We start from the raw sequence: 22,352 nt of genomic DNA on the forward strand, positions 1-22,352 counted from the left end.
TGTTTATGGCTTCAAGATAATCAAATATTTTCATGAGGACTAGCGGCTGCTTGATGTAAATCAATCAAAAATTTCATTTAAATAAATATGAAATTTATGTTTCCTATGGCCTATGGAATCATAAAAACACCTCTCAGGAGTTACTCATGCAAAAGGCCTTACACGGAATCTCAACGCATTACTGCAATGTTTTAACTGATGCACGGATTGCCAGAGATACGGGGTACGACAGTCTGGAAATATTGAGCAGCAAGCTGGTGCGTTATCTCGATAACGGCGGGACAACCCGCGCGTTGAAACAAAAAACCGATGACTACGGCCTGTCGGTGGGCTGTGTTAATGCCTTGCTTGAGATTGAGCGTTACAAAGGGGAAGCCAGAGAGCAGATGTTGGCTGAAGCGACCCGCCTGACGCGCGCGGCGGCGGAACTCGACTGCCCTACGGTGCAAATTCTGGCGTTAAACGGCATTGACGATAAACCCGATGAAGTCGTGATGGATATCATTACCGAAAACGTTGATGCGATTGCAAAAATTGGACAAGAGTATGGCGTTCGCTATCAGATTGAGGTGATTGCCTTTACCAAATTCAAAACGCTGCAACAGGGTTTAGAGGTGATACGCCGCGTAGGCCGCGATAATGTTGGCATGGTGATCGACTTTTGGCACCTTTACGCCTCGGGTTCAACGCCCGCAGAGATTGCCCAACTGGATAAAAATCATATTTACGGCGTACATTTTTGCGATGGCCGACTGCCAAAAGCGGGTGAAGCCTGGGATCAGCTAGTATTACGTAATTATATGCCCGGCGAGGGCGAGCTTGATATTCAGGCATGGACCGACGCTGTAAAAGCCACGGGTTACGACGGCCTGTGGTCAGCCGAGTTATTTAGCCCAAACCGTTGGGAATACGATCTCTACGACATCGCCACTGCCTGCCGTGAAAATATGGAAAAATATCTCGATAAAACGTCATCCGCCTAATCGATATTTTCCGAGGTGACGATTTTAAACTCTACTTTTCCATCGTGATAAATGTCCGGCTGAAAACTTGTCTCCAACGTGCGGAGTAATATTTCCAACGATAACTGCGCATGTTGTTTGGCATTCTGATCCAGCGTAAACGAGAGGATATTTTCCTGTAGTAAACGGCGAGTGAGATCGTAAATCTCATGGGTAATATATAAGCATTTCCCGGCAAGTTTATGCCTCGCCAGTCCATTACTGACCTCCGTATTAACATCCCCCGTATTATATATCCCGACCACGTTTTTACTTTGACTGAGGCTTTTCTCGAGAGAGCGACGCAGCTTTTCGCTGTCATCTTCACCCACAATGACATCGGTTTGCCTGATGAGCGGATTATTTTTGGTTATTACAGCCTTAAAACCGTCAATACGATCTTGATGGGCGAGCAGATCGGCGCGGCCACTGACCATTAACAAATCACCCTGTGTCGGCAGCATCTTTGACATCAATAATCCGGCGGTGCGACCCGCCTGACGCTGATTAATGCCGACGTGACAGAGCCTGTCTGCTTCGGGTAAATCGGAAGCCAGCGTAATAACGGGTATTCCGCGCGCTTTACAGGCCGTCAATGCTTGATATATTGCCGGATGGTTAGGCGCAAAGATAATAAAGCCGTTTCTTTTATTCATCTTAGTACTAGCGATAATATGTTGCGCTAATTTTAATGGCTGGGATTCCGATATAAGAGTTCGATGCAGCGTTAATCTGCGATAGCCTAAACCGTTGGCTAATACACTGAACTCTTCCGCAAGCTTTTGAAAAAAATAGGTGCCGTTGGAGCTCAAAATAACTTCAATCTGCCAGGGGTTTCGATGTTCATCTGGCAGGATTCGCCTGATCCCCGCTTCTCTGGCTGCGTTCAGCACTAATCTCGTGGTCTCATGAGAGACGCCTCCGCGCTCATTTAACACTCTATCGACAGTCGCTACGCCCACGCCCGCCATTTTCGCGAGAGTTTCGAGATTAACCTTTTTTTTCATTGAGTTGTCCTGGCTGTATCCATTTAAACGGTCTTTTTCGCGCCGCTTTTCAGAGCACAGACTTTTTCCTGAGAAGGGTGTTGGAATACTATATTAAAAAAGTGAATGATAAAGAATCATTCTGTTAAATCGATGTGTGAATTTGATGGAAAACCATCAACTTTCACGTATCACTACATTTGTAATGGGTTTACTATCCTCGCGTTTTAACGTGTCGCCTCCCGTGCTGATATATCAGTATATAAATATATAGAGAGATAAATGCGCGAAGCGCCATGAAAAAACAGCTTATTAAATAAATAGGCTTGCTCTTTTTATTTGCTGTTAAAAGTTAAAAGTTAATTTCCTTATTTATTTTAATAAGATCACACGCCAATTACCGTAATTATATTTTTTAGTAAATCCTTTATTAAACCTTTCTAGATACTGGGTCGTCGAATTTTTAGCAGGGAAATTTCATGAAACGTAGAGAGTTTTTATCATCCATCGCGGTGCTGGGCGTGACTTCTTCCATACCGCTGGTCAAGGCGCAGGAAGTCAGCGGCGGCCAGCCGTGGGAGCCGGGAAACGTTGATACTCGCCCTTTGGCACAGCCGCGCAAAGGCGGATTGCAGTATCTGACGGCCCACGAGTTCGACACCGTTGGAGCCATTGCCGAGCGCTTTATTCCTGCCGATGAGATGAGCATCAGCGGCAAAGAAGCTGGTTGCGCGGTATTTATCGACCGGCAGCTCGCCGGTTATTTTGGTCAGGCAGCCAGCAGTTATCGGCTCGGACGTTTCGTCAAAGGCACGGCCGAACAAGGCCCGCAGGAATCCCGCACGCCTGCCGAACGTTATCGGATAGGTCTGGCGGCGCTTGATGCCAGCATGCTCGTTAAATTCGGTAAAAAATTTATCGACCTCAATGGCGAAGATCAGGACAAAGTTTTGCACGCCATGGAAAGCGGCCAGCTTAATCTGGGCAATGACGTCGAGACTAAAGTGTTTTTCGAACTGCTGCTGCAAAACGTGCGCGAGGGCTTTCTCGCCGACCCGATTTATGGCGGCAATAAGGGCATGGCGAGCTGGAAAATGATCGGTTTTCCGGGCGCGCGCTATGACTTCCGCGATCTGCTGAGTAAAAAAGGGCAGAAGCTGAACATTATTCCAACCAGCCTGATCGATAACACCCTTTAAGCTGATTATTTAAAGCAATTGAGCAAGTTAGAGCGTCTAATCATGAAAAATATTCGTCCAAAAGCTGACGTCGTTGTCGTCGGGCTGGGTTGGTGCGGCTCGCTGATAGCCGAAGAGTTGACGCGCGCGGGTCTGAACGTGGTGGCTATCGAACGCGGTCCGTGGTTTGAAACCGCCACCGATTTTCCGCCTTCAATTGATACCGATGAACTTCGCTGGGATACGCGGCGCAGTATGTTGCTGCCGCCCGCGATAGAGACCACCACTTTTCGCAACAATATTACCCAAAAAGCGCTGCCGACGCGTGAATGGAACCTGAACGAATTAGGTTACAACGTAGGCGGTTCAGGCACGCACTGGGCCGGTATGGCGTGGCGTTTTACGCCGTTTGATCTGCAACCTTATACCCAAACCGTTGAGCGTTACGGAAAGCAGCAGATTGCCAAGGGTGTGATTTTGCAGGACTGGGGCGTGACCTATGACGAGCTGGAGCCGTTTTACGATCGCTTCGAAAAAATCGCGGGCGTATCGGGTAAGGCTGGAAAATTAAACGGCGAAGTCATTGAAGACGGCAACCCGTTTGAAGGCAATCGTAGCAGCGAATATCCGTTACCCCCGCTGGAAGGCATGCGTTTAACCGATATTTTCCGCGACGCCGCGAAATCGCTGGGCCAGCATCCGTTTATGGTGCCTGCCGGTCAGGCGTCGAAAGCCTACGTCAACCCGCTGGGTGTGCGCATGGGGCCATGCACCTATTGCGGTTACTGCCTCTATTACGGTTGCGGAAACTTTTCTAAATCCAGTCCGAATGCCTGCGTGATCCCGGCGCTGATGCAGCGTGAAAACTTTACCGTGCTGACCGAATCCGCCGTCGTGCGGGTCAACAAGGCCGAAGATGGCAAAACGGTGACCGGCGTGACCTACCTTGACAGGAACGGTCAGGAATGGGAACAGCCGGCCGACATCGTCGTGCTGTCGGCTTTCCAGATGCAGAACGTTCGCCTGCTGCTGCTTTCCAAAATCGGCAAGCCTTACGATCCGGTGAGCAAAACGGGCGTTGTTGGCCGTGCCTACAGCTTCCAGACCGTGTCGGGTGCCAGCCTGTTCTTCGAAGACGAGAACCTGAACCAGTTTATCGGCGCAGGTGCGCTTTCCCAGCAGGTCGATGACTGGAATGGCGATAACTTCGACCATACCGGCATGGATTTCATTGGTGGCGCGGGCATTCTGGTCGTCGCGCGCGGAGCTCGTCCTATTGGTAATGCCGACGTCTTGCCTCCGGGCACGCCTCGCTGGGGCAAGGACTGGAAAAAAGCCTACACCCACGCTTTCCAAAACGGCACCTTTATCTTTGGTCAGGGCACCAGCTTCTCGCATGAGGATTACTACCTCGATCTCGACCCTGAATATAACGACAGCAACGGCAATCCGCTGCTTCGCGTGACATTCAATTACAACGATAACGATCGTCGTTCTGCCAAATTCATCGAAGAGAAAAGCGTGGAGCTGGGTAAAGCGATGGGTGCAAAAATCGTGCTGGGCACCAATTCGGCCTCCGGTGATTATTCGCCCTACAACTTTGCCAGTGACCATACCATTGGTGGCGCCGTGATGGGTACCGATCCGAAAACCAGCGTGCTCAACCGTTATCAACAAAGCTGGGATGCCCACAACCTGTTCGTTTTAGGCGCTTCATCATTCCCTAACAACGCAGGCTATAACCCATCGGGCACCATCGGTGCGCTAAGCCTCTGGACGGCCAAGGCCATTATCGAGCAGTACATGAAAAATCCTGGCCCATTGGTGAAGGTATAAGATGAATAAAATAAAAGCAGCGGGTGGGGTGATCGTTGTCGCCGCCGTAGCCGCAGGGGTTTTACTTTATCAAAACGGCAATACGTCCACGGACAATGTTGCCGACAATAAAATAAAGATGAATCAACCGTTAACTCCGTCGGATGCAGACGCCATTACTCGCGGACGCTATGTCGCTATTGCCGGTGACTGTGTCGCCTGCCACACGGCGCCGGGCAGTAAAGAGGCCTTTTCGGGGGGGTATTCGATCAGTACGCCGTTTGGCGGAATATTTGCCAGCAACATTACGCCTGATGCAGAAACGGGGATAGGTAACTGGACGGAAAGGGAATTTTACCGCGCCGTGCGTCATGGCAAGGGGAAAGAGGGGGGAAATCTCTACCCAGCCATGCCTTATAACGCCTATGTGAAAGTCAGCGATCGGGACATGCACGACCTGTGGCTCTATATGCGTTCGGTAAAACCGGTAAACAATAAAGTGCCGGAAACCAACTTGCCGTTTCCTTACAACATCCGGCTGGCGATGATGGGCTGGAACCTGCTGTTCTTCAAAAACGAAGCGTTCAAGCCGGATCTGGCTAAATCTGCCGAGTGGAATAGGGGCGCTTATCTGGTTGAAGGGCTCGAACACTGCGCCGCCTGCCACACGCCGAAGAATATTATCGGGGGCGATACCGGTGCCTATCTGCAAGGCAGCAATCTCGGCGAATGGTTTGCCCCTGAAATCACCAGCAATACCTATACCGGTATCGGCGATTGGAGCAACGATCAGGTGGTTCAATATCTGAAGCTGGGCAGCAATCACGTGGCGGTCGCTTCAGGGCCGATGGCGGAGGCGGTGACCAACTCCACTCAGCATCTCACCGATCAAGATTTGCAGGCGATTGCCGTTTATTTGAAGTCACAGCCCGGCTCGGATAATAAAAAACCGGCGGCGGTGGTGCTTAACGATGCGCAGATGAAAATGGGGGCCAATGTTTATGAGGCGAATTGCACCGCGTGTCATAATAGTGACGGCAAAGGGATCCCGAACCTTGCTGCCAGTCTGGCAAATAATCCGGCGATTATGTCTGTCGACGCTTCATCCATTTTGACTACCGTGATGCAGGGCGGGCGCGGCGCGGTGACCGTGGGTAATCCGACCAGCGGCGCAATGCCAAGTTTTGCCTGGAAATTGTCAGATGAGCAGACCGCGGCGGTAGCAACATATATCCGCAACTCATGGGGTAACGCAGCACCCGCCGTGCCGACGGAAGACGCCACGCACACGCGGGAGCTATTAAAGATGCCATCCCAGATTATCGTAAAATAATCAAACAAGTAGCAGACACCCTTACCGAACTGCGGCTCTGACGGCAGTTCGGTATTTTTTTGGAATGTATCAAGTAAAATCCGTCTGTTCTGGGTGAATGTGGTCTGGATGAACACGTTGATAGTGCGATATCCTGCATGTTGCTTACAACAGGAGGAAGCATGGAAAGTTTGTTCGTTTCTCTGGATGGGCCAAAGGGAGCTGGCAAAACCACGCTGTTGGAGGCCATTACGAAAGTACTTAGGGCAGACAACAAGAAGGTGATCCGACTTTGCGAGAAAAAAAGCGATCCCTTTAGGGGGGAGACGATGGCTCTCGTTAACCAGCTCGCCAGAAATCCCACGCTGGAGTTGGAATGGGAGGTTTGTAGGCGACTTGCCGATAGCCGTGCCTGGATCTCGCAACACGTGCTGCCGAAACAGCCATCGAACAGCATTATTCTGATGGATCGCTGGTATCCGTCGGATGCCGCGTTTCGTCGAACGGTGCCATTTGCCGAGATTTTACAGCTCAACATTGAACGCAACGTGCGAACGCCAGACCTGCATGTCGGGGTTGTGACTGCGCCTGAAATTTCATGGGCGAGGGCCGCAGCGCGATCGCGTGGGCTAGGCAGTACGGTGATTCATAAGCTGGAGGAGCATATCGCCTGTACCAAGGCTTTCGAGCGGGAAATTGCCCATCACGGCTGGGTTTTATGCCGTAATGAAGGAACTGTCGAAGACGCTACCATGCAGGTGATTTCCGAGATTTACAGCGTGCTTTAATGCCTTTAAGCATCGTTTTTGGAGAATGGCTTTCGTCGTTGGCAGCGAATAATGAAGGCGATTTATTTCGTCACTTTCCCTTTTAGCGTGGGCATCAGAACTTTGAACAAAGAGGCGTTCAAGTTGCAGAACCGAGTGCCCACCGGACGAACTGTTTATCTATTAACTCATTAATCTACTAACTCATTAACTCATTAACTCATTAATTTATCGACTTACTTACTAAATTGCCTGATTACATCGACATCTTTTCGGCTGACTTCAAGTGTTTTTCAACCACAGGCAGGTGCGCGTCGGCCAGAGCCTTCACATCGGGGTCCTTAATCATCTTGGCGTCGCTTTTCAGCTTGGAGAGCACCATCTTGTGATCCATGGTTCCGGCGTTTTCCATGTACATCTTGTCAAACGCGCTGCCGCTCTGTTTTTCCAGCTTGGCGGCCATGGCCATGTGCTTGGCATCCGGCTCAGTCGGCAGCGTCACGCCTTTTTGCTCGCCGACCGCCTGAACTTTGGTCAAGGCACTGCCGTGGTCATCGACCATCTGCTGAGCGAAGGCTTTGACTTCGCTACTTTTGGCCTTGCTCAACGCTAACTTGCCGGCGGCCACTTCATTAATATCGGCCTGCGCCATGTCCTTCAGCGCTTTTTCGTCGCCAGCGCTGAGCTTGGCATTGGATGCGGTCTGGCCTGCGGCGCCATTTTGCGCGGCGCTGGTGGGCATCTGGGCTTGCACGCCGACAGTATTGAACATTGCTGCTACTACCGATACGGCCAGCAGCCCTCTCAAAGTTTTACGCTTTTGCATGTTGTTCTCCTGATGGTCATGGGTCAGGTTGGCATTAGGTCATTACTCGTGCGCAACCTCATCTGTAAATTACCTTTGCAGGGTAATTATAGTAGCTCAATGATTTGAGGTAGTAATTTAGGGAGACTAATCTCAAATCCACTCGTCGGAATTTGGGAAGATTGTGCCCATAAGAAATAGTGCTCTCATCACAGAAACGCGAAGCAGTTGTCATCATTTTGTGACAGATAACACAAGCTCATGACTTCTTCAGGCGCGACGACGAGATTCTCGCAATAATGATTTTACTGTGTACATCATGGTTTTACACAGTACAACAAATTAGACGATTCGTCTTTCTCGTAATGCCATGAAAAACAGGTGAGGAAAATCATGTCCGAGAAAATGTCACATAACTCTTTCTCTTCCGATATTGAGCAGCAAACAATAAAAAAAGTGGTTTGGCGTATTTTGCCCTTTATGATTGTTTGCTATCTGATCGCAATAATTGACCGCGGTAATATCGGCATGGCGGCGCTACAAATGAACGAAGATTTAGGCCTGACCAAAGCCGTATTCGGTTTTGCGAGCAGCCTGTTTTTCGTGGGGTATTTCCTCTTCGAAGTGCCGAGCTATCTGGCGATGCAAAAAATAGGTGCGAAGATCTGGATTTCACGCATCATGGTGTCATGGGGCATTATTTCAATCTGTACCGCCTTCGTCGAAAGTGCCAATACACTTTATATTCTGCGATTCCTGTTAGGCGCCGCCGAAGCCGGCTTTTTCCCGGGCGTTATTCTCTATCTGACTTATTGGATCCCCGGTAAATACCGTGCCCGCGTTATTGCCACCTTTATGGTAGCAATACCGGCGGCAAACTTTATTGGCTCACCTATTTCCGGTGCGATTCTGTCATTGGACGGCTGGTATGGCATGAGAGGTTGGCACTGGTTATTCATTCTTGAAGGCGTGCCTGCTGTATTACTCGGGATCGCGGCGTTTTTTGTATTAAGCAATCGTCCGAGCAATGCCAACTGGTTGAACGAAGAACAGAAAAATTGGCTTAACAGCACGCTTGAGGCAGAGAACGCGACCAAAAAAGCCATCGGTCACATTTCTTTATGGCAACTGCTGCGCCACAAGCATATTTGGGTCATGGCGCTCATCTACGCAGGCGCGTCGGCGGCAGGCTCCACGCTCAGCGTCTGGTCGCCGCAACTGTTAAAATCGTTTGGGTTGGACAATTTCACTACCGGATTGGTTAACGCCATCCCTTACGGCCTGGCTTCTATCCTGATGATTTTCTGGGGACGCAGCTCCGACAGAACCGGCGAACGCCGCTGGCACACGGCGTTGACCCTGTTTTTGATTGCGGGCGGGCTGCTTTGTGCCTTCCTGACCAACACGCTGACGGGCAGCGTCGTTATCTTGTCACTGGTATTAGTCGGCGCGTACTCGATGAAAGGGCCTTTCTGGGCGCTGGCTTCGGGATGGTTGTCCTCAACTACCGCTGCAGCAGGTCTGGCTGCGATTGGCGCGATGGCAAATCTCATTGGCGGTGGATTAATGGTGAATGTTTATGGCGTTATTAATCAGGCCACCGGAAGCCATACGTTAGCGATGGTGCCGCTGGCTATTCTTTGCGGCGTCGGAGGTATTGCAGTATTAATCATGGGGCGAAAGAAGCAGCTCAAGGTCGAAGCGAATAACGCCGCCTCACCGATCGGTAAATAGTTTCTTTCAGCCGTAATCTCTTTCAGTCAGTCATGTTCTATAAGGCAGGGGCAAAACGCTACCTGCCTTTATTTTTCCTCTCGCCTCTAAATAAGTCCCTTAATAATTTCCTCTCAATTTAATAGTATGGAATTGAATGGTATGAAAATGAATAGGCAGTTGTCTAATCTGCTGGTGGAGGATAGAGGGTTAATAAAAAGGAGTGATAGAAAAGCGAAGATAAAAAAATGTCAGTACAAACGTATTGTACTGACATCAATAAGAGAAGTTATAACAGTAAGTTTTGAAACCGCGTGGTGCAATTAATTCGATAATTAAAGATAATCCTAACGCTGAATAACCGTGTTTTGTTGAAATGAACAATACGTTTAAAGAATTAATAGCGCGTTATGATATTGCTGCTTGATGTTTTAACGGAGTTGCCAGAACTTTCAACACATTGCTTGCTGCTGCGACGCCCATCTTGATATAAGAAACATCGCTTACGCCGCCGATATGCGGAGAAAGAATAACGTTTTCAATATGCTGCCAGCGATGTGGTGCGGTAAGAGGCTCGACGGCAAAACTGTCAAGCGCCGCCCAGCTGAGCGTGCCTTCATCAAGCGCCTGCACCAGCGCCTCATCGTCGATTAGGCCACCACGCGCAGTGTTCACCAGAATCGTCCCTTTTTTACACAGCGCCAGCGTTTCACGGTTAATCATTTGATGCGTCTGATCGGTTAGCGGACAGTGCAACGAAATAACATCGGCGGTTTGCAGCAGCACCTCTAAAGACGCTGACTGACACCCTTCTGGAAAGTTTTTAGCGAAAGGGTCGTAGGCAATCACCTTCATTTCAAAGGCTTTTCCTATTTGAGCTACGCGGCTGCCTATCGCGCCAAGCCCAATCAGGCCCAAGGTTTTTCCTTCAAGTTCGCGGGATTTGTGGGTCGATTTATCCCAGTAACCCTGACGCATACGACTTTCGAGAGGAACCAAGGATTTGGCACTGGCGAGAATCATCGCCCACGCGTGCTCTGCCACGGCAGAGGCATTAGAGCCGGGTGCAGACTGCACGCTAATTTGACGTTTGGCCGCGGCGTCCTGATCGATAACATCGATACCGCTGCCATGTTTCGAAATAACGCGCAGGTGAGGCGCGGCATCCATGATCCGCGCGTTGATTTTGCCGTAACGAACAATAATAGCGAGCGGATCGTGCTGCGCGCAAAGTCGGCACAGGTCATCTTCCGTAGGCTGCTTACCTGCATAAACAATTTCATAATCTGCCAGCAGCTCCAGCGCCTGCGGAGCCAGGTCACTGCCCGTGACCAGAATGACGGGTTGAGAATTTTTCATCAGAGTTTTTCTCCCTCGTTGAGCATGCCGGCGGCCAGTAATGCCTTTTCCAGCCAGGGCGCACGAATATCACCGTGACGTATGGCCGCGATCCGTTTGGTTTCGGTATCAAGCTTTTTCTGCGCCAGTTCAAGCAGGGCGGGCACCGATTCACGTGGGAGCACCACCACGCCGTCGATATCGCCGATGATCAGGTCGCCCGGCTGAATAGCCGCACTTGCGGCAGAGATGGGATAATTGACCCGACCGGCAATGGATTTAGTTGGGCCGCAAGGGTTTAATCCCGCCGAGAATACGGGGAAGCCATTAGCCGCAAGCGCGTCGGCATCGCGCACGGCACCATCGATAATAATGCCAGCAATACCAGAGGCTTCCGCTTGCGTTGACATGATTTCGCCAATTAATGCACAGCTAATGTCGCCTTTCCCATCGACCACAATCACATCGCCGGGTTGTGCGATCGCTAGTGCCGCATGAATGGCGAGATTGTCGCCGGGACGCACTTCAACCGTGATGGCAGGGCCTGCGACTTTCATGGTGGAAGCGACAGGCTTTATGCGGCCGTGCAAGGTTCCACGGCGACCTGCAACGTCAGCCAAAATAGCTGCCTGAAATTCGGCCGCCTGTTTTACGAGCTCGGGTGAAATCCGAACGATGTCACGGTTGATGAAAGTGTTATCTGCATTATTCATAAAAACCTCGCTTTGTTTTACCTAGTACAACCATGTTGTACGATATAAAACTACTATATCGGTGTTGATTTGGTTCGTACCAGCACTAACCCGTCATTTTTGACGTAAACAAGAGGTAAATCACAATTTGCAGGGTAAACTCTCTCTCGTCATAAACAGGAGAATGTATCGATGGGGAACGAAGGCGTTATTGCCGTAGAAAAGGCGTTGGCTTTACTTGATTGCTTTAAGCCTGGAGAAGAATCTTTATCGTTAACCGAGCTGGCGAAAATATCCGGTTATCACAAAACGACGGTTTACCGCCTCATGAACTCACTGGAGCGGATGAATTATGTCATTAGAAAAGAAAACGGTATTTACACGCTAGGTCCGAGGTTGCTCTATCTGGGCAAGCTCTATGAGCAATCCTTCCATCTCGCAAGTATTGTTCAGCCGGCATTGCATGCCTTGGCGACCGCCACGCATGAAAGCGCGACCTGGTATGTTATCGAGGATAACCAGCGACTGTGCCTGTTCAGAGCAGAGCCTTCAGAAGGGCTGTTCGAAAGCCGTTTGCCGGGCACGTTTTTACCGCTGGATAATTCAGCAATCGGTCAGGTGCTTCGTCACTGGGGATTACAGGAGTCGCTGTTTAAAGACGCGCCTGAATTACCGATTTTCACCTCCGGCGTGCGCGATCCGCATATTGCTGCGTTTTCACTTCCCGTCTTCGGCGAGGGCGACAAATTGCTTGCCGCTCTGGCGTTAACCGGTCCATCGTCACGGTTAACCTTATCTCAGCGCGAAAGTGGAACAGGGAAGGTGATGAGAGAAGCTGCCTTTAACCTTTCTCTTAAATTAGGCGCCAATAAAACACGCATCGAGAAATTCTATTTCCCGTGATCGGTGAGTTGTTTATTTACTGCCTTGAAATGTCATGAAGGTTTTATCCATGCGCTGATGCACTCCTTCATGACTCGCAGCCTTTCATCAAGCGCGGTTTGCTCGCCGAGATCTTGCTGATAAAGAATCGAGAGCGTCGACTGATTAATCAAATAAAAAAAACCAAGCGCCGAAATATTAATATTGAGCTGCATAACGTCTATATTCGGGCGAACGGTGCCTTCTTTATATCCCCGCTCCAGCAGGCGTTGCGAGATGCCAATCCAGCTTTGGTTGATAGCTATCGTGTCGGCTGACGTTTTAAGATGTCGCGCCTTGAGCTGATTTTCGCTGTTCAGCAGGCGGATAAACTCTGGATTTTTGAGGTAGTAATTCCAGGTAAAATCGACCAGTTGAAGAATCGCTTCATGGGCCGGTATATCATCCAGCGAGAGGGCCGCTTCGTGCTGACGGATATCGCGATAGGCATCCTCAAGCACGCGGGTAAACAGCTCATCTTTATTGGTAAAGTAATAGTAAATCAGCTGCTTATTCGCCTGCGCGCGCTCGGCAATACTGTCGACGCGGGCACCATCGAACCCTTTTTCGGCAAATTCGGCACGGGCCGCCTGCAATATGCGCAGCTGTCGATCGGCTGACTCCGTTTTATCCTTTTCAATTCGTTTGGCCAAATCCCTGTCCTCAGATTTTATGCTCGACATCCCAGTATAGTGCCAGTTTATGTAATTGAAACAAGCTTGCGTTATTTTCAACTAACTAGTTGGTTATGTGAATTTGATCAAAGATATCATTTTCGCGGCTGTCTATATTGTGTTCATCAGCCGGATCGGTAATCCGTAAACTCAACGTAACCTGACTTTAACGAGGCAAAAATGGCGCAAATTCCCGTTGGCATTATCATGCACGGCGTAACAGGACGAATGGGTAAAAATCAGCATCTTATCCGCTCCATCGTAAAAATCCGTGAGCAAGGTGGCGTAGCGTTAAAAAATGGCGATCGGCTGATGCCAGACCCGATTCTGATTGGCCGTGATGCCGATAAAATTTCTGCTTTAGCCAAAGAATACGGCATTGAACGCTGGGGAACGAACGTTGACGAGGCGTTGGATAATCCTCATGACACGATTTTCTTCGATGCGGCAACCACTCAGGCGCGTCCGGGATTACTGAAAAAAGCCATCAGTAAAGGCAAACACGTTTACAGCGAAAAACCCGTAGCCATGAGCCTCGAAGAAGCGCTGGATCTCTATCATTTTGCTCGCGAGAAAGGCATTTGCCACGGCGTAGTACAGGACAAACTCTGGCTGCCCGGCTTGCAGAAGCTGCAAATGCTCAATAAATCAGGATTCTTTGGCGACGTGCTCTCCGTGCGTGGCGAATTTGGTTACTGGGTGTTTGAAGGGGATTTGCAGCCGACGCAACGGCCTTCGTGGAACTATCGAAAAGAGGACGGCGGCGGGATCATCCTCGACATGATTTGCCATTGGCGTTACGTCATCGACAATCTGTTTGGTGAGATAAAAAGCCTGAGCTGCCTGGGCGCCACCCACATTCCTACTCGTTTTGATGAAAAAAATCAGCCCTATAAAGCCACTGCCGACGACGCCGTTTACGCCACCTTCGAGCTGCATAACGGGACTATTGTGCAAATCAACAGCTCGTGGTGCGTGCGCGTTCGCCGTGACGATCTGGTGACTTTTCAGGTGGATGGCGTAAAAGGTTCGGCGGTCGCTGGCCTGACCGACTGTTATACCCAAGCCAGCGTCAACACGCCAAAACCCGTTTGGAATCCGGACGTTCGACAGACCCACAACTTTTACGACGATTGGGCCAGCGTGCCTGATACGCAGGTTTACGATAATGCTTTCAAGGTGCAATGGGAGCTTTTCCTGCGTCACGTCTGGGGAGAGGGCGACTATCGCTGGGACCTGCTTGAAGGCGCTAAAGGTTTGCAACTGGTTGATTTGGCGCTGCAAAGCTGGAAAGAGCGCCGCTGGATTGATGTCCCGTCACTTGAGCGTTAAGGAGCCAGCATGCATCAGCCCGATCCCCAGAAACTGTCATTAAATACCGCCACCGTCCGCCAGCAGTGGACGCTGGATAAAATCATTGAAGGCTGCGCGCGCCATGAAATTCGAGGCATCTCTCCTTGGCGCGATCAGGTGGCGGCGCTGGGTTTATCGCAAACTCGCCAACTGATTAAACAGCACCAACTTACAGTAACCGGCTACTGTCGTGGCGGCATGTTTCCCGGCATTGATGCCGCCCATCGCCAGCGCCAATGGCAGGATAACCAGCGCGCCGTCGACGAGGCGTTGGAGCTCGATGCCGCCTGTCTGGTGCTGGTGGTCGGCGGTTTGCCTGCCGGTTCAAAAGATTTGGCCGGCGCGCGGAGTCAGGTTCGTGACGGACTCAGCGCGCTGCTTGAATATTCTCGGCCGCGCGGCATGCCGTTAGCCATAGAGCCGCTGCATCCGATGTATGCCGCCGATCGAGCCTGCGTGAATACGCTGGCGCAGGCCAACGACCTCTGCGACGAATTGGGCGACGACGGCCTTGGGCTGGCGGTCGACCTCTATCACACCTGGTGGGATCCGAATTTTCAGCGCGAAATTACCCGCGCGGGTCTTAAAAGATTGCTGGCCTTTCACATCTGTGACTGGCTCAACCCCACGCAGGATTTACTCGAAGATCGCGGCATGATGGGTGACGGCGTCATTGATATTCGCGGTTTCAGGCAGGCGGTGGAAGCTTTGGGATATGACGGTTTTCATGAGGTAGAGATATTTTCAAAATCAAACTGGTGGACGCGGGATCCCGATGAAGTACTGCGCGTGTGCAAAGCGCGACATCAGGAACACGGTTAAGCCCTTTTCCCTATCACGTATCTGACAGAGCCTGCGGGCTGTTTTCGTCGGTCGAGAGACAATGTCGAGGAAAATATGAATACAGATACCCGAAAGATGATTTTGGTGACGGTGCTTTGCGGACTGGGATACATGATGTATTCCGTCGATCGCATGACTGTCTCGTCTGCGGTTGAACTGATTGCACACGATTTTAATTTAGACAAGGGCCAGACTGGCATCCTGCTCTCCTCATTTTTCTTTGGCTTTATCCTGTTTTTATTCATTTCCGGAATCATCGCCGACAAGCTGAGCGGCAAGCCGGTACTTATTCTCGGCCTGCTGATGTTCTCCTTCGCGACACTTTTGACAGGCGCAGCCGGCAGCGTGACCAGCCTGATTTTTTACCGCGTCTTGACGGGGATTGGCGAGGGCGTTTTCTGGCCCGCGGCCTCGTTGGAAGTCGCCAACGTGACCAGTGAACGGCAGCGCACGACGGTTATGTCGCTCTATTGGATGGGCTATCCGATCGGCGGTTTTCTCGGTACCTGGATGGGCGCGATGCTTGGCCCCATCTTTGGTTGGCGGGTAGTATTTTTTGTCGCGGGCGGCTTGGGCATTGTGGTGGCAATACTCTACGCGGTGCTGGTTAAAAACGACCGCAAGCCTGCCGATCTGCTTGCAAAACAGCAGGTTGCCAAAGTGCCGGTAAGGATGTTGTTCAGTCATTTGCCGATTATTTTGATGGCCGTCTACTATTTTGCCCTCTTGGCCGGCTGGTGGATTGTCCTGCTATGGGCACCGAGCTATTTAATGCATGTGAAGAATCTGTCGATTGGCGTGGCGGGCACCATTGCAAGCCTGCTGGGGCTGACGGGCGCATTGGGCGGATTTCTGCTTGGCAGATATTGCGATAAAGGCGATTTCGCCAGACGGCGCAAGATTTTAATGGGCATCACCATTGCCAGCGGAATATTGATGTCGGCGATGGTGCTTAATCTTTCCACGCCGCTGGTTATCGTGCTCGTGATGCTGCTGGGTTTTCTGGGATATCCGATCACGCCGCTAGTTTTATCCTTCACGGCCGAGCTGGTTCCCCCTTCGCTTCGTGGTTCAGCGATTGGATTCGTCATGAATGCAGGCATGGCGGCGGGCGGTATTTCCCCGATTGTCGCCGGATATTTTGCCCAGAGCTACACCTTGCAGCCGGTGTGGTTGGTAGCAGGAATAGTGATTATTTTCAGTAGCCTTATCTTGCTTGGGGTAAAGAAATTACCCATTACCGCCGCGAACAGCACTGAAATAGCTCCGGCCGATGCAGGCTATTTGATGAAACATTGATGTTGAAAGACCTTTTTAAAATCTTCGCGAAACAGCCACTTTTCAAGGGGTAGTTATGACACTAAGCAATCAACTTCGTCTGCTCGATCAACACGGCAAAAGCTATAGCTATCAGGTGAAAGGTGAACGACTCTGGGATGTACCATCAAAAGCCTGCTTTAATCGTGACGTTTTTGCCGCGGCCCACGTCGTCTGCGACCCGGCAAAAATGCGTGATCCAACCCGAGATATGGCGATTGATTGGGACGCCACGCTGCAATATCGGCGTCATCTGATGGGCCTGGGTTTTGGCGTCGCCGAGGCGATGGACACCGCGCAGCGCGGAATGGGCATGAACTGGCCGACCAGCCTCGAACTTATTCAACGAAGCGTATTGCAGGCAAAAGATTTTCCGGGCGCGACAGTGGCGAGCGGGGCGGGAACGGATCATCTTACCGATTTTTCAAGCCTGAGCTTGCAAGACGTTATCAACGCCTACGAACAGCAGATATCCGCGATTGAAGCCTGCGGCGGACGTATTATTTTAATGGCGAGCAGGGCGCTGGCCGCCATAGCCAAGGGACCGGAAGATTATATTCGCGTATACGACGCCGTGCTTCGGCAAGTTAAAGAGCCAGTAATTCTGCATTGGCTCGGCGACATGTTTGACCCTTCGTTAAAAGGATATTGGGGGCAGGAGCAGATAGACGAGGCGATGCAGATTTGTTTGGCGGTCATCGTTAATAATCAAAGCAAGATTGAGGGGATAAAGATTTCGCTGCTTGATAAAGCGCGGGAAATTGAGATGAGGCGCCAGCTGCCTGCCACGGTAAAAATGTACACTGGCGACGATTTTAATTATCCCGAACTAATCGCCGGCGACGATAAAGGGTATTCTCATGCTTTACTGGGCATTTTTGATGTGATAGCACCTGCCGCCGCCGCCGCGCTTAATGCTTTGGCCGTGGGAGATTCGGATAAATATCACGCCATCTTGGCGCCAACGTTACCTTTGGCCCGGCATATTTTTACCGCTCCGACGCAATATTATAAAGCGGGAATTGTTTTTCTCGCCTGGCTGAATGGGCATCAAAATCACTTTTCGATGCTGGGAGGAATGCAAAGCGCACGCAGTATTGCCCACTATTGTGAGGTTTTCAGTTTAGCCGATGAGGCCGGTTTACTCGATAAACCTGAGGTTGCCGCGCAGAGAATGGCGCTGCTAGGGAAGAGTTACGGAGTGTGAAATGCGGCGGTAATTCCCGCCACAGATCTTGCTAGTCTAGATATCCAGCAGCCTATACTGCCTCTTGAACCTGTAATTTGAAGGCGACAAAAGCGAATTATTTTTTGTTAAACATCGACTTTAAATCGGCAAAGGGATTGTAGGTTGCTGCCGCAATATCTTTTTGCGCGTCTTCACCGGCCACAACATGGGTGCCGTACTGATCGGCTTCGGTATATTTGGAGTGTTCGTGATCGTGACAAAATAGGCACAATAACTCCCAGTTGCTGCCATCTTCGGGATTATTGGTATGATCGTGATCGATATGATGGACGGTTAATTCGCGCAGGTTTGAATAAACAAACTCTCGCGCGCAGTGTCCGCATACCCAAGGGTAAATTTTTAATGCCTTCTCACGGTAGCCGCTTTCCAGCCGCGTATAGTTTTTGGGGATCAGTGCCATGGCCGTCGTTACCTATTTTAAGGGCTTTTATAGAAAGCTGTTAGAGAGCTATTTCTACGTATGATTCAAGCAGGCTAGCTTGCCTGGCAGAGTACTTCAAGTCTGTTATTTTGTCCGCTTTTGCTCTGAGTCGACAACACATTTCCTACAGCGGATGCTCAAGCGAGTGCGTTTGAAGGAATTAAATATTGAATATGTCACCATCAAGTGATTTTATAGAAAAATCATAGCGTTTTATTTGTGCATGAGGGCCGAACGTTGCCGTTACAATCTGCAGAGTGGTTTAGCCGAAACGGAATTGAGTGCTCCCGGATAAAAGCCAGTAATTCTGGATTCCCGAAACATCTCCATGATGAATATGTCATCAGTGCAAACTTGGCAGGCGTTGAGGAAATCTGGCTGTCTGGTAAGACGACCTACGTTAAAAGTGGTCAGGTCACTTTATACAATCCCGGCACGATTCAAGCTTCGCGTTTTGACAGTCAGCCCGTTGAATTTATTAGCGTGCATCTGCCCAAATCATTAATGAAAATGCTAGCAGACGAGGAAAATATAAGCAGCGATCGTGAAGCACCTATTTTGCGAGAAGGCGTAATCAATAATGCGCGCCTATTTGATGCTTTATGCCGTTTTGCAACCTCAGCCAAACAGGAACACCACACTCATCAAGAGCAGGAGTTATTACTGTTTTGCGGCGAGCTTCTCGAAACGCCTACTCTCTCGCAGGGAAACGACGAGCAGAGAGTGAAGTTAATCATTGAATATTTACGCGAGCATCTCGACGTAAAACCGCAGCTAGAGATACTGGCGCAGACGGCGGGTATGAGTAAGTATCATCTTGTGCGCTGTTTTACCCGATACACCGGCTTGCCTCCCTTGCAATACCACATGCAGCTGCGCCTAAAACAGGCGCGCGATCTATTACGCAGAAATGTTCATCCCCTTGACGCAGCCATAATGCTGGGATTTTATGATCAAAGTCATTTCATCAATTCATTTCGAAAAGTAATGGGAACCACGCCCCATCACTATGCTTCACAAATACTAGGCTTCACAAATACTAGGCTTCACAAATATCAGGCCTCACAAATACCAGGCTTCACAAATAAAGTCAGGCCCCTATAAATTCCCGATAACCTGAAACAATGACATAAAAGGCAAAGTAGCTAAATATCAGCGCGGACGCTATGTAGGAATATTTAAGCAAACGATGGCCAAGCAGTCGTCCACCAAAACTGCCCACCAAGCACAGCACGCAGGTCCAGAAAACGCCCGCTATAAAGAAGCCGCTTAAAAACCAGGATGATGCTGTAACGCTGTGTTGGCCCATTCGAGAAATCAGTGCGCCACCCACCGTAGCAAACCATAGGATAGCCGTAGGGGAAGAGAGGGCGAGCAAAACGCCTCGTCCGAACTCTCGAAATAGAGAGCGGCTTTGTGGGGTTGCGCTTGCATTGAATTGCGCAGTGCGCCGCAAAGCGGCAATGAGCATTTTGATTGCGAACCACAAAAGTATTGCGCCGCCGCCTATCCACAAAACCCAGCGTACGACTTCAAATTGAAGCAATATGGCCATACCTGCTAGCGCCATCAACGCGTAGGCTAAATCGCCCACGCAGGTGCCGATTCCAAGCCAGAAACCATGAAAATATCCACGTTGCATGGCTAGTGTAATCATGGCGATGTTCGCAATGCCTATATCGAGGCATAACGAAAGACTGAGTAGAAAACCATTTGAAAACTGGACCATAGAGTAAAGCCTTCCATAAATCAGGATGAGACGCTTACTTAACCATCTCATGCACATTGGGTATTGGAAGAAATTGCGCAGATGCTCAACGACTCATTAGGTATAAGAAACCTGCGTGAAACTTCTTATCTGATTCAGATAAGTCACTCATCCAAACCCATGTCCCCTATATCCAAGGCGAGATAGAGATTTATGTGCGCAGAGAATGCAGGGCCAGGGACCATATTTTACGGCCACACACGGGGCAGGATGTTTTGTCTCCAGCAGTCATCATTTTGGTTTCGCCACAGCGATTACACGCAAAAAGTCCGTCATGTGGAATAAGGGTAAAACAGGGGCGATATTCCTTTGGAAGCACGGAAAGGCCGGGCACGACCTCGTCATCTTTGAAGTAATAAAGACTAAGCTGGCCATCGACTTCAACTAAACCTAAGCGTATTTGCCCGAGGTGTTCCGCTCCTTTAAGACGTAACTCCATCAAAAATTCATCTTCGGAGATATTAAGCTGATCAAGATTGGCCGATACGTATTTTCCATTCGAGATAAGGGTAACGACATTCCCTTCAATTAATGATGAGATAAACGACGATTTGGTCATCGACCACGTAGTGAATCGATAAAGTATTAGCAGCACAACGAAAACGAGTATAACGGGCAGCACCGGCACATCATCATAAAAAGTGACATCGCCAGAGGCGGAACCCAGCGTTAATATAATAACAACTTCAAACAGTGAAAGTTGCTGCACGCCTCTTCTGCCTGACACCTTCAGGAAAGTGAATACCACAATGTACGCAATAAAGACACGCACGATAACTTCAAAGAGGAAGGTGTAAGACTGATCGTTAATGAGGAATTTATGTAAATCGAATCCGGACATAATATACCTCGACCTCCGTTATCGTACATTTCGAGAAAAAGAGAGGGAGTCATCATTTCCCTCTCATATTATCAAACCGCGGAATCGGTCAGCGTAGCCCTTACATGAGGAAGACACTGCGGATAATTCTGCTGAATAAACTCAATCATTTTTTCGCGCACGAGGCAGCGTAAATCCCACGCCGTGGGGGAATTCTGTGCCGTCATCAATAACCTGATAGTCATGGTTTTGTCAGTCGTATCAGTAACCTGAAGCACCTGAGTCTGCTTGTCCCAAAGCTTTGTTTCACTGAGTATTTGTTCAAAATGCTTACGGAGAGGTTCTAACGGCATGGAGTAATCAAGGTAAAGAAATACCGAGCCTAATATTTGCGCGTTATTACGCGTCCAGTTTTGGAAAGCATTTTCGGTAAAGTAGGTAATAGGCAGCACTAACCGGCGCAGGTCCCAGATACGCACCACGACATAAGTCAGGTTTATTTCCTCAATCCAGCCCCATTCATTCTCAACCACCACGGCATCATCAATCTTTATAGGCTGCGTAAAGGCTATCTGAATGCCGGCAAACAGATTCACAAGCGACTTCTGTAGCGCAAAGCCTATTATTATTCCGGCAACGCCCGCACCGGCCAATATTGTTGTGCCAAACTTTCGCACGCCCGGGAAACTGAGTAGCACGAGAGTCAGGCAGAACGACACCAGTAATACGATGGCCACCTTCTTTACATAGATTATCTGGGTGCGAATTTTACGGGCGCGCAGATTATTTGAAAGATTGATGTCATAGCGTAGAAAAAGCATGTCCTGCGCAACATTGGTCAGTCGAATTAACACGGAACAAAACGATAATATAATAAATATATTGATGGTGGTGGTAACAAAAGAGAGGGAGTCAGGGTGAAGGTTAATGTAATTAACCCCAACGTTTATTAATAGCAGCGGAATGAACAGGAAAATTGATCCGCGAAGATGCTTTTCAAGCGATTTGAACAGCTTTCTGTCACGATTCTGCCAGTAGCGGATGAACCTGAGAAGTATAAACCGGGCCACAAAGCCCACGACGAATGATAGCGTGACGAGCAATACAGCAGGCACCCATGTTGGAGCACCCGATAACTCACCGAATATCGTTGGCATGCTTTTCCCTTATATCCAGCCAACAACCCTAAGTTGTCAGAGAGGTAATAAAAATTCAGTAACCGTTGTCTTCACGGTTATCTGCAATAAATGGTTAACGCGCGCGCGTTGATACAATTCTAGTTCACTCTAGAATTCTGCTCGCATAAAAGGCAATTACTACGATAGTCATGCACGTTGTGAAGGGGATAGGGCGTGGTGAAAAGTGGCTGCCAAGAAGGG

Annotated in this window: 21 protein-coding genes; 12 read left to right on the top strand and 9 right to left on the bottom strand. The window is 49.7% G+C overall.

The window, feature by feature from the left end; all coding sequences use genetic code 11:
* Positions 1–146: 146 nt before the first annotated feature.
* Entirely contained in the window at positions 147–983 is an 837-nt protein-coding gene (locus SC206_RS02990) for a sugar phosphate isomerase/epimerase family protein (RefSeq protein ID WP_332734056.1), read from the top strand.
* On the opposite strand, the gene SC206_RS02995 is transcribed toward SC206_RS02990, so the two are convergent.
* Positions 980–2,008 (bottom strand): LacI family DNA-binding transcriptional regulator, encoded by a 1,029-nt coding sequence (locus SC206_RS02995; RefSeq protein WP_332734057.1) that lies wholly within the window; start codon positions 2,006–2,008, stop codon positions 980–982. The two genes, SC206_RS02990 and SC206_RS02995, sit on opposite strands and share 4 nt — an antisense overlap.
* 458 nt (positions 2,009–2,466) lie before the next feature.
* On the opposite strand from SC206_RS02995, the gene SC206_RS03000 reads away from it, so the two are divergent.
* From SC206_RS03000 to SC206_RS03015, 4 genes are all read left to right on the top strand, one after another.
* On the top strand, positions 2,467–3,186 hold the full coding sequence (locus SC206_RS03000; RefSeq protein ID WP_332734058.1) for a gluconate 2-dehydrogenase subunit 3 family protein: 720 nt from the start codon (positions 2,467–2,469) through the stop codon (positions 3,184–3,186).
* A gap of 42 nt (positions 3,187–3,228) precedes the next feature.
* A complete protein-coding gene (locus SC206_RS03005) occupies positions 3,229–5,001 on the top strand; it encodes a GMC family oxidoreductase (RefSeq protein ID WP_332734059.1) in 1,773 nt (590 codons plus the stop codon).
* 1 nt (position 5,002) lies between these two features.
* Complete coding sequence (locus SC206_RS03010) at positions 5,003–6,313, top strand: c-type cytochrome (RefSeq protein ID WP_332734060.1); 1,311 nt, start codon at positions 5,003–5,005, stop codon at positions 6,311–6,313.
* Positions 6,314–6,474: 161 nt separating this feature from the next.
* Complete coding sequence (locus tag SC206_RS03015; protein WP_332734061.1) at positions 6,475–7,080, top strand: dTMP kinase; 606 nt, start codon at positions 6,475–6,477, stop codon at positions 7,078–7,080.
* A 235-nt stretch (positions 7,081–7,315) separates the two neighbouring features.
* Here the strand turns inward: SC206_RS03015 and SC206_RS03020 are convergent, their stop codons facing one another.
* Entirely contained in the window at positions 7,316–7,885 is a 570-nt protein-coding gene (locus SC206_RS03020) for a DUF4142 domain-containing protein (RefSeq protein ID WP_332734062.1), read from the bottom strand.
* Between the two features lie 372 nt (positions 7,886–8,257).
* Between SC206_RS03020 and SC206_RS03025 the strand changes: the two genes are divergently transcribed.
* Positions 8,258–9,598: an MFS transporter gene (locus SC206_RS03025; protein WP_332734063.1), complete on the top strand. Its 1,341-nt coding sequence runs from the start codon at positions 8,258–8,260 to the stop codon at positions 9,596–9,598.
* Between the two features lie 387 nt (positions 9,599–9,985).
* Here the strand turns inward: SC206_RS03025 and SC206_RS03030 are convergent, their stop codons facing one another.
* Together SC206_RS03030 and SC206_RS03035 are read right to left on the bottom strand one after the other, a co-directional pair.
* Positions 9,986–10,936: a hydroxyacid dehydrogenase gene (locus SC206_RS03030; RefSeq protein ID WP_332734064.1), complete on the bottom strand. Its 951-nt coding sequence runs from the start codon at positions 10,934–10,936 to the stop codon at positions 9,986–9,988.
* The gene (locus SC206_RS03035; protein ID WP_332734065.1) at positions 10,936–11,628 is read right to left on the bottom strand and encodes an RraA family protein; all 693 of its coding nucleotides are present in this window, start codon (positions 11,626–11,628) and stop codon (positions 10,936–10,938) included. Before SC206_RS03035 ends, SC206_RS03030 begins: the two co-directional genes overlap by 1 nt.
* A 171-nt stretch (positions 11,629–11,799) precedes the next feature.
* Here SC206_RS03035 and SC206_RS03040 point away from each other — a divergent pair, with 171 nt between their 5' ends.
* Positions 11,800–12,510: an IclR family transcriptional regulator gene (locus tag SC206_RS03040; protein WP_332734066.1), complete on the top strand. Its 711-nt coding sequence runs from the start codon at positions 11,800–11,802 to the stop codon at positions 12,508–12,510.
* A gap of 32 nt (positions 12,511–12,542) precedes the next feature.
* Here the strand turns inward: SC206_RS03040 and SC206_RS03045 are convergent, their stop codons facing one another.
* Positions 12,543–13,181 carry a TetR/AcrR family transcriptional regulator gene (locus SC206_RS03045; protein WP_332734067.1) on the bottom strand — a complete coding sequence of 213 codons (639 nt, stop codon included), beginning with the start codon at positions 13,179–13,181 and terminating at the stop codon, positions 12,543–12,545.
* Positions 13,182–13,382: 201 nt separating this feature from the next.
* Here SC206_RS03045 and SC206_RS03050 point away from each other — a divergent pair, with 201 nt between their 5' ends.
* The 4 genes from SC206_RS03050 (at position 13,383) to SC206_RS03065 (ending at position 17,922) form a co-directional block, all read left to right on the top strand.
* The gene (locus SC206_RS03050; protein WP_332734068.1) at positions 13,383–14,534 is read left to right on the top strand and encodes a Gfo/Idh/MocA family protein; all 1,152 of its coding nucleotides are present in this window, start codon (positions 13,383–13,385) and stop codon (positions 14,532–14,534) included.
* A 9-nt stretch (positions 14,535–14,543) separates the two neighbouring features.
* Positions 14,544–15,377 (top strand): sugar phosphate isomerase/epimerase family protein, encoded by an 834-nt coding sequence (locus SC206_RS03055; RefSeq protein WP_332734069.1) that lies wholly within the window; start codon positions 14,544–14,546, stop codon positions 15,375–15,377.
* A gap of 75 nt (positions 15,378–15,452) precedes the next feature.
* A complete protein-coding gene (locus SC206_RS03060) occupies positions 15,453–16,697 on the top strand; it encodes an MFS transporter (RefSeq protein ID WP_332734070.1) in 1,245 nt (414 codons plus the stop codon).
* A 55-nt stretch (positions 16,698–16,752) separates the two neighbouring features.
* The gene (locus SC206_RS03065; RefSeq protein ID WP_332734071.1) at positions 16,753–17,922 is read left to right on the top strand and encodes a dihydrodipicolinate synthase family protein; all 1,170 of its coding nucleotides are present in this window, start codon (positions 16,753–16,755) and stop codon (positions 17,920–17,922) included.
* A 97-nt stretch (positions 17,923–18,019) separates the two neighbouring features.
* On the opposite strand, the gene yajD is transcribed toward SC206_RS03065, so the two are convergent.
* Positions 18,020–18,364 (bottom strand): HNH nuclease YajD, encoded by a 345-nt coding sequence (gene yajD / locus SC206_RS03070; protein WP_332734072.1) that lies wholly within the window; start codon positions 18,362–18,364, stop codon positions 18,020–18,022.
* A gap of 258 nt (positions 18,365–18,622) precedes the next feature.
* Here yajD and SC206_RS03075 point away from each other — a divergent pair, with 258 nt between their 5' ends.
* A complete protein-coding gene (locus SC206_RS03075; RefSeq protein ID WP_332734073.1) occupies positions 18,623–19,489 on the top strand; it encodes an AraC family transcriptional regulator in 867 nt (288 codons plus the stop codon).
* Here SC206_RS03075 and SC206_RS03080 read toward each other — a convergent pair.
* The 3 genes from SC206_RS03080 to SC206_RS03090 form a co-directional block, all read right to left on the bottom strand.
* A complete protein-coding gene (locus SC206_RS03080; protein ID WP_332734074.1) occupies positions 19,476–20,114 on the bottom strand; it encodes a LysE family translocator in 639 nt (212 codons plus the stop codon). The two genes, SC206_RS03075 and SC206_RS03080, sit on opposite strands and share 14 nt — an antisense overlap.
* A 190-nt stretch (positions 20,115–20,304) precedes the next feature.
* Positions 20,305–20,994, bottom strand: coding sequence for a YetF domain-containing protein (locus SC206_RS03085; RefSeq protein WP_332734075.1), 690 nt, complete (start codon positions 20,992–20,994; stop codon positions 20,305–20,307).
* Between the two features lie 71 nt (positions 20,995–21,065).
* Complete coding sequence (locus tag SC206_RS03090; RefSeq protein WP_332734076.1) at positions 21,066–22,130, bottom strand: mechanosensitive ion channel family protein; 1,065 nt, start codon at positions 22,128–22,130, stop codon at positions 21,066–21,068.
* Between the last annotated feature and the right edge of the window lie 222 nt (positions 22,131–22,352).

This window comes from Rouxiella sp. T17, from assembly GCF_036663475.1.
Taxonomy (GTDB): domain Bacteria; phylum Pseudomonadota; class Gammaproteobacteria; order Enterobacterales; family Enterobacteriaceae; genus Rouxiella.

Excerpts from the sequence above, each read along its gene's own strand:
- SC206_RS02990 (WP_332734056.1), top strand. The coding sequence starts at position 147 with ATGCAAAAGGCCTTACACGGAATCTCAACGCATTACTGCAATGTTTTA.
- SC206_RS02995 (WP_332734057.1), bottom strand. The coding sequence starts at position 2,008 with ATGAAAAAAAAGGTTAATCTCGAAACTCTCGCGAAAATGGCGGGCGTG.
- SC206_RS03000 (WP_332734058.1), top strand. The coding sequence starts at position 2,467 with ATGAAACGTAGAGAGTTTTTATCATCCATCGCGGTGCTGGGCGTGACT.
- SC206_RS03005 (WP_332734059.1), top strand. The coding sequence starts at position 3,229 with ATGAAAAATATTCGTCCAAAAGCTGACGTCGTTGTCGTCGGGCTGGGT.
- SC206_RS03010 (WP_332734060.1), top strand. The coding sequence starts at position 5,003 with ATGAATAAAATAAAAGCAGCGGGTGGGGTGATCGTTGTCGCCGCCGTA.
- SC206_RS03015 (WP_332734061.1), top strand. The coding sequence starts at position 6,475 with ATGGAAAGTTTGTTCGTTTCTCTGGATGGGCCAAAGGGAGCTGGCAAA.
- SC206_RS03020 (WP_332734062.1), bottom strand. The coding sequence starts at position 7,885 with ATGCAAAAGCGTAAAACTTTGAGAGGGCTGCTGGCCGTATCGGTAGTA.
- SC206_RS03025 (WP_332734063.1), top strand. The coding sequence starts at position 8,258 with ATGTCCGAGAAAATGTCACATAACTCTTTCTCTTCCGATATTGAGCAG.
- SC206_RS03030 (WP_332734064.1), bottom strand. The coding sequence starts at position 10,936 with ATGAAAAATTCTCAACCCGTCATTCTGGTCACGGGCAGTGACCTGGCT.
- SC206_RS03035 (WP_332734065.1), bottom strand. The coding sequence starts at position 11,628 with ATGAATAATGCAGATAACACTTTCATCAACCGTGACATCGTTCGGATT.
- SC206_RS03040 (WP_332734066.1), top strand. The coding sequence starts at position 11,800 with ATGGGGAACGAAGGCGTTATTGCCGTAGAAAAGGCGTTGGCTTTACTT.
- SC206_RS03050 (WP_332734068.1), top strand. The coding sequence starts at position 13,383 with ATGGCGCAAATTCCCGTTGGCATTATCATGCACGGCGTAACAGGACGA.
- SC206_RS03055 (WP_332734069.1), top strand. The coding sequence starts at position 14,544 with ATGCATCAGCCCGATCCCCAGAAACTGTCATTAAATACCGCCACCGTC.
- SC206_RS03060 (WP_332734070.1), top strand. The coding sequence starts at position 15,453 with ATGAATACAGATACCCGAAAGATGATTTTGGTGACGGTGCTTTGCGGA.
- SC206_RS03065 (WP_332734071.1), top strand. The coding sequence starts at position 16,753 with ATGACACTAAGCAATCAACTTCGTCTGCTCGATCAACACGGCAAAAGC.
- yajD (WP_332734072.1), bottom strand. The coding sequence starts at position 18,364 with ATGGCACTGATCCCCAAAAACTATACGCGGCTGGAAAGCGGCTACCGT.
- SC206_RS03080 (WP_332734074.1), bottom strand. The coding sequence starts at position 20,114 with ATGGTCCAGTTTTCAAATGGTTTTCTACTCAGTCTTTCGTTATGCCTC.
- SC206_RS03085 (WP_332734075.1), bottom strand. The coding sequence starts at position 20,994 with ATGTCCGGATTCGATTTACATAAATTCCTCATTAACGATCAGTCTTAC.
- SC206_RS03090 (WP_332734076.1), bottom strand. The coding sequence starts at position 22,130 with ATGCCAACGATATTCGGTGAGTTATCGGGTGCTCCAACATGGGTGCCT.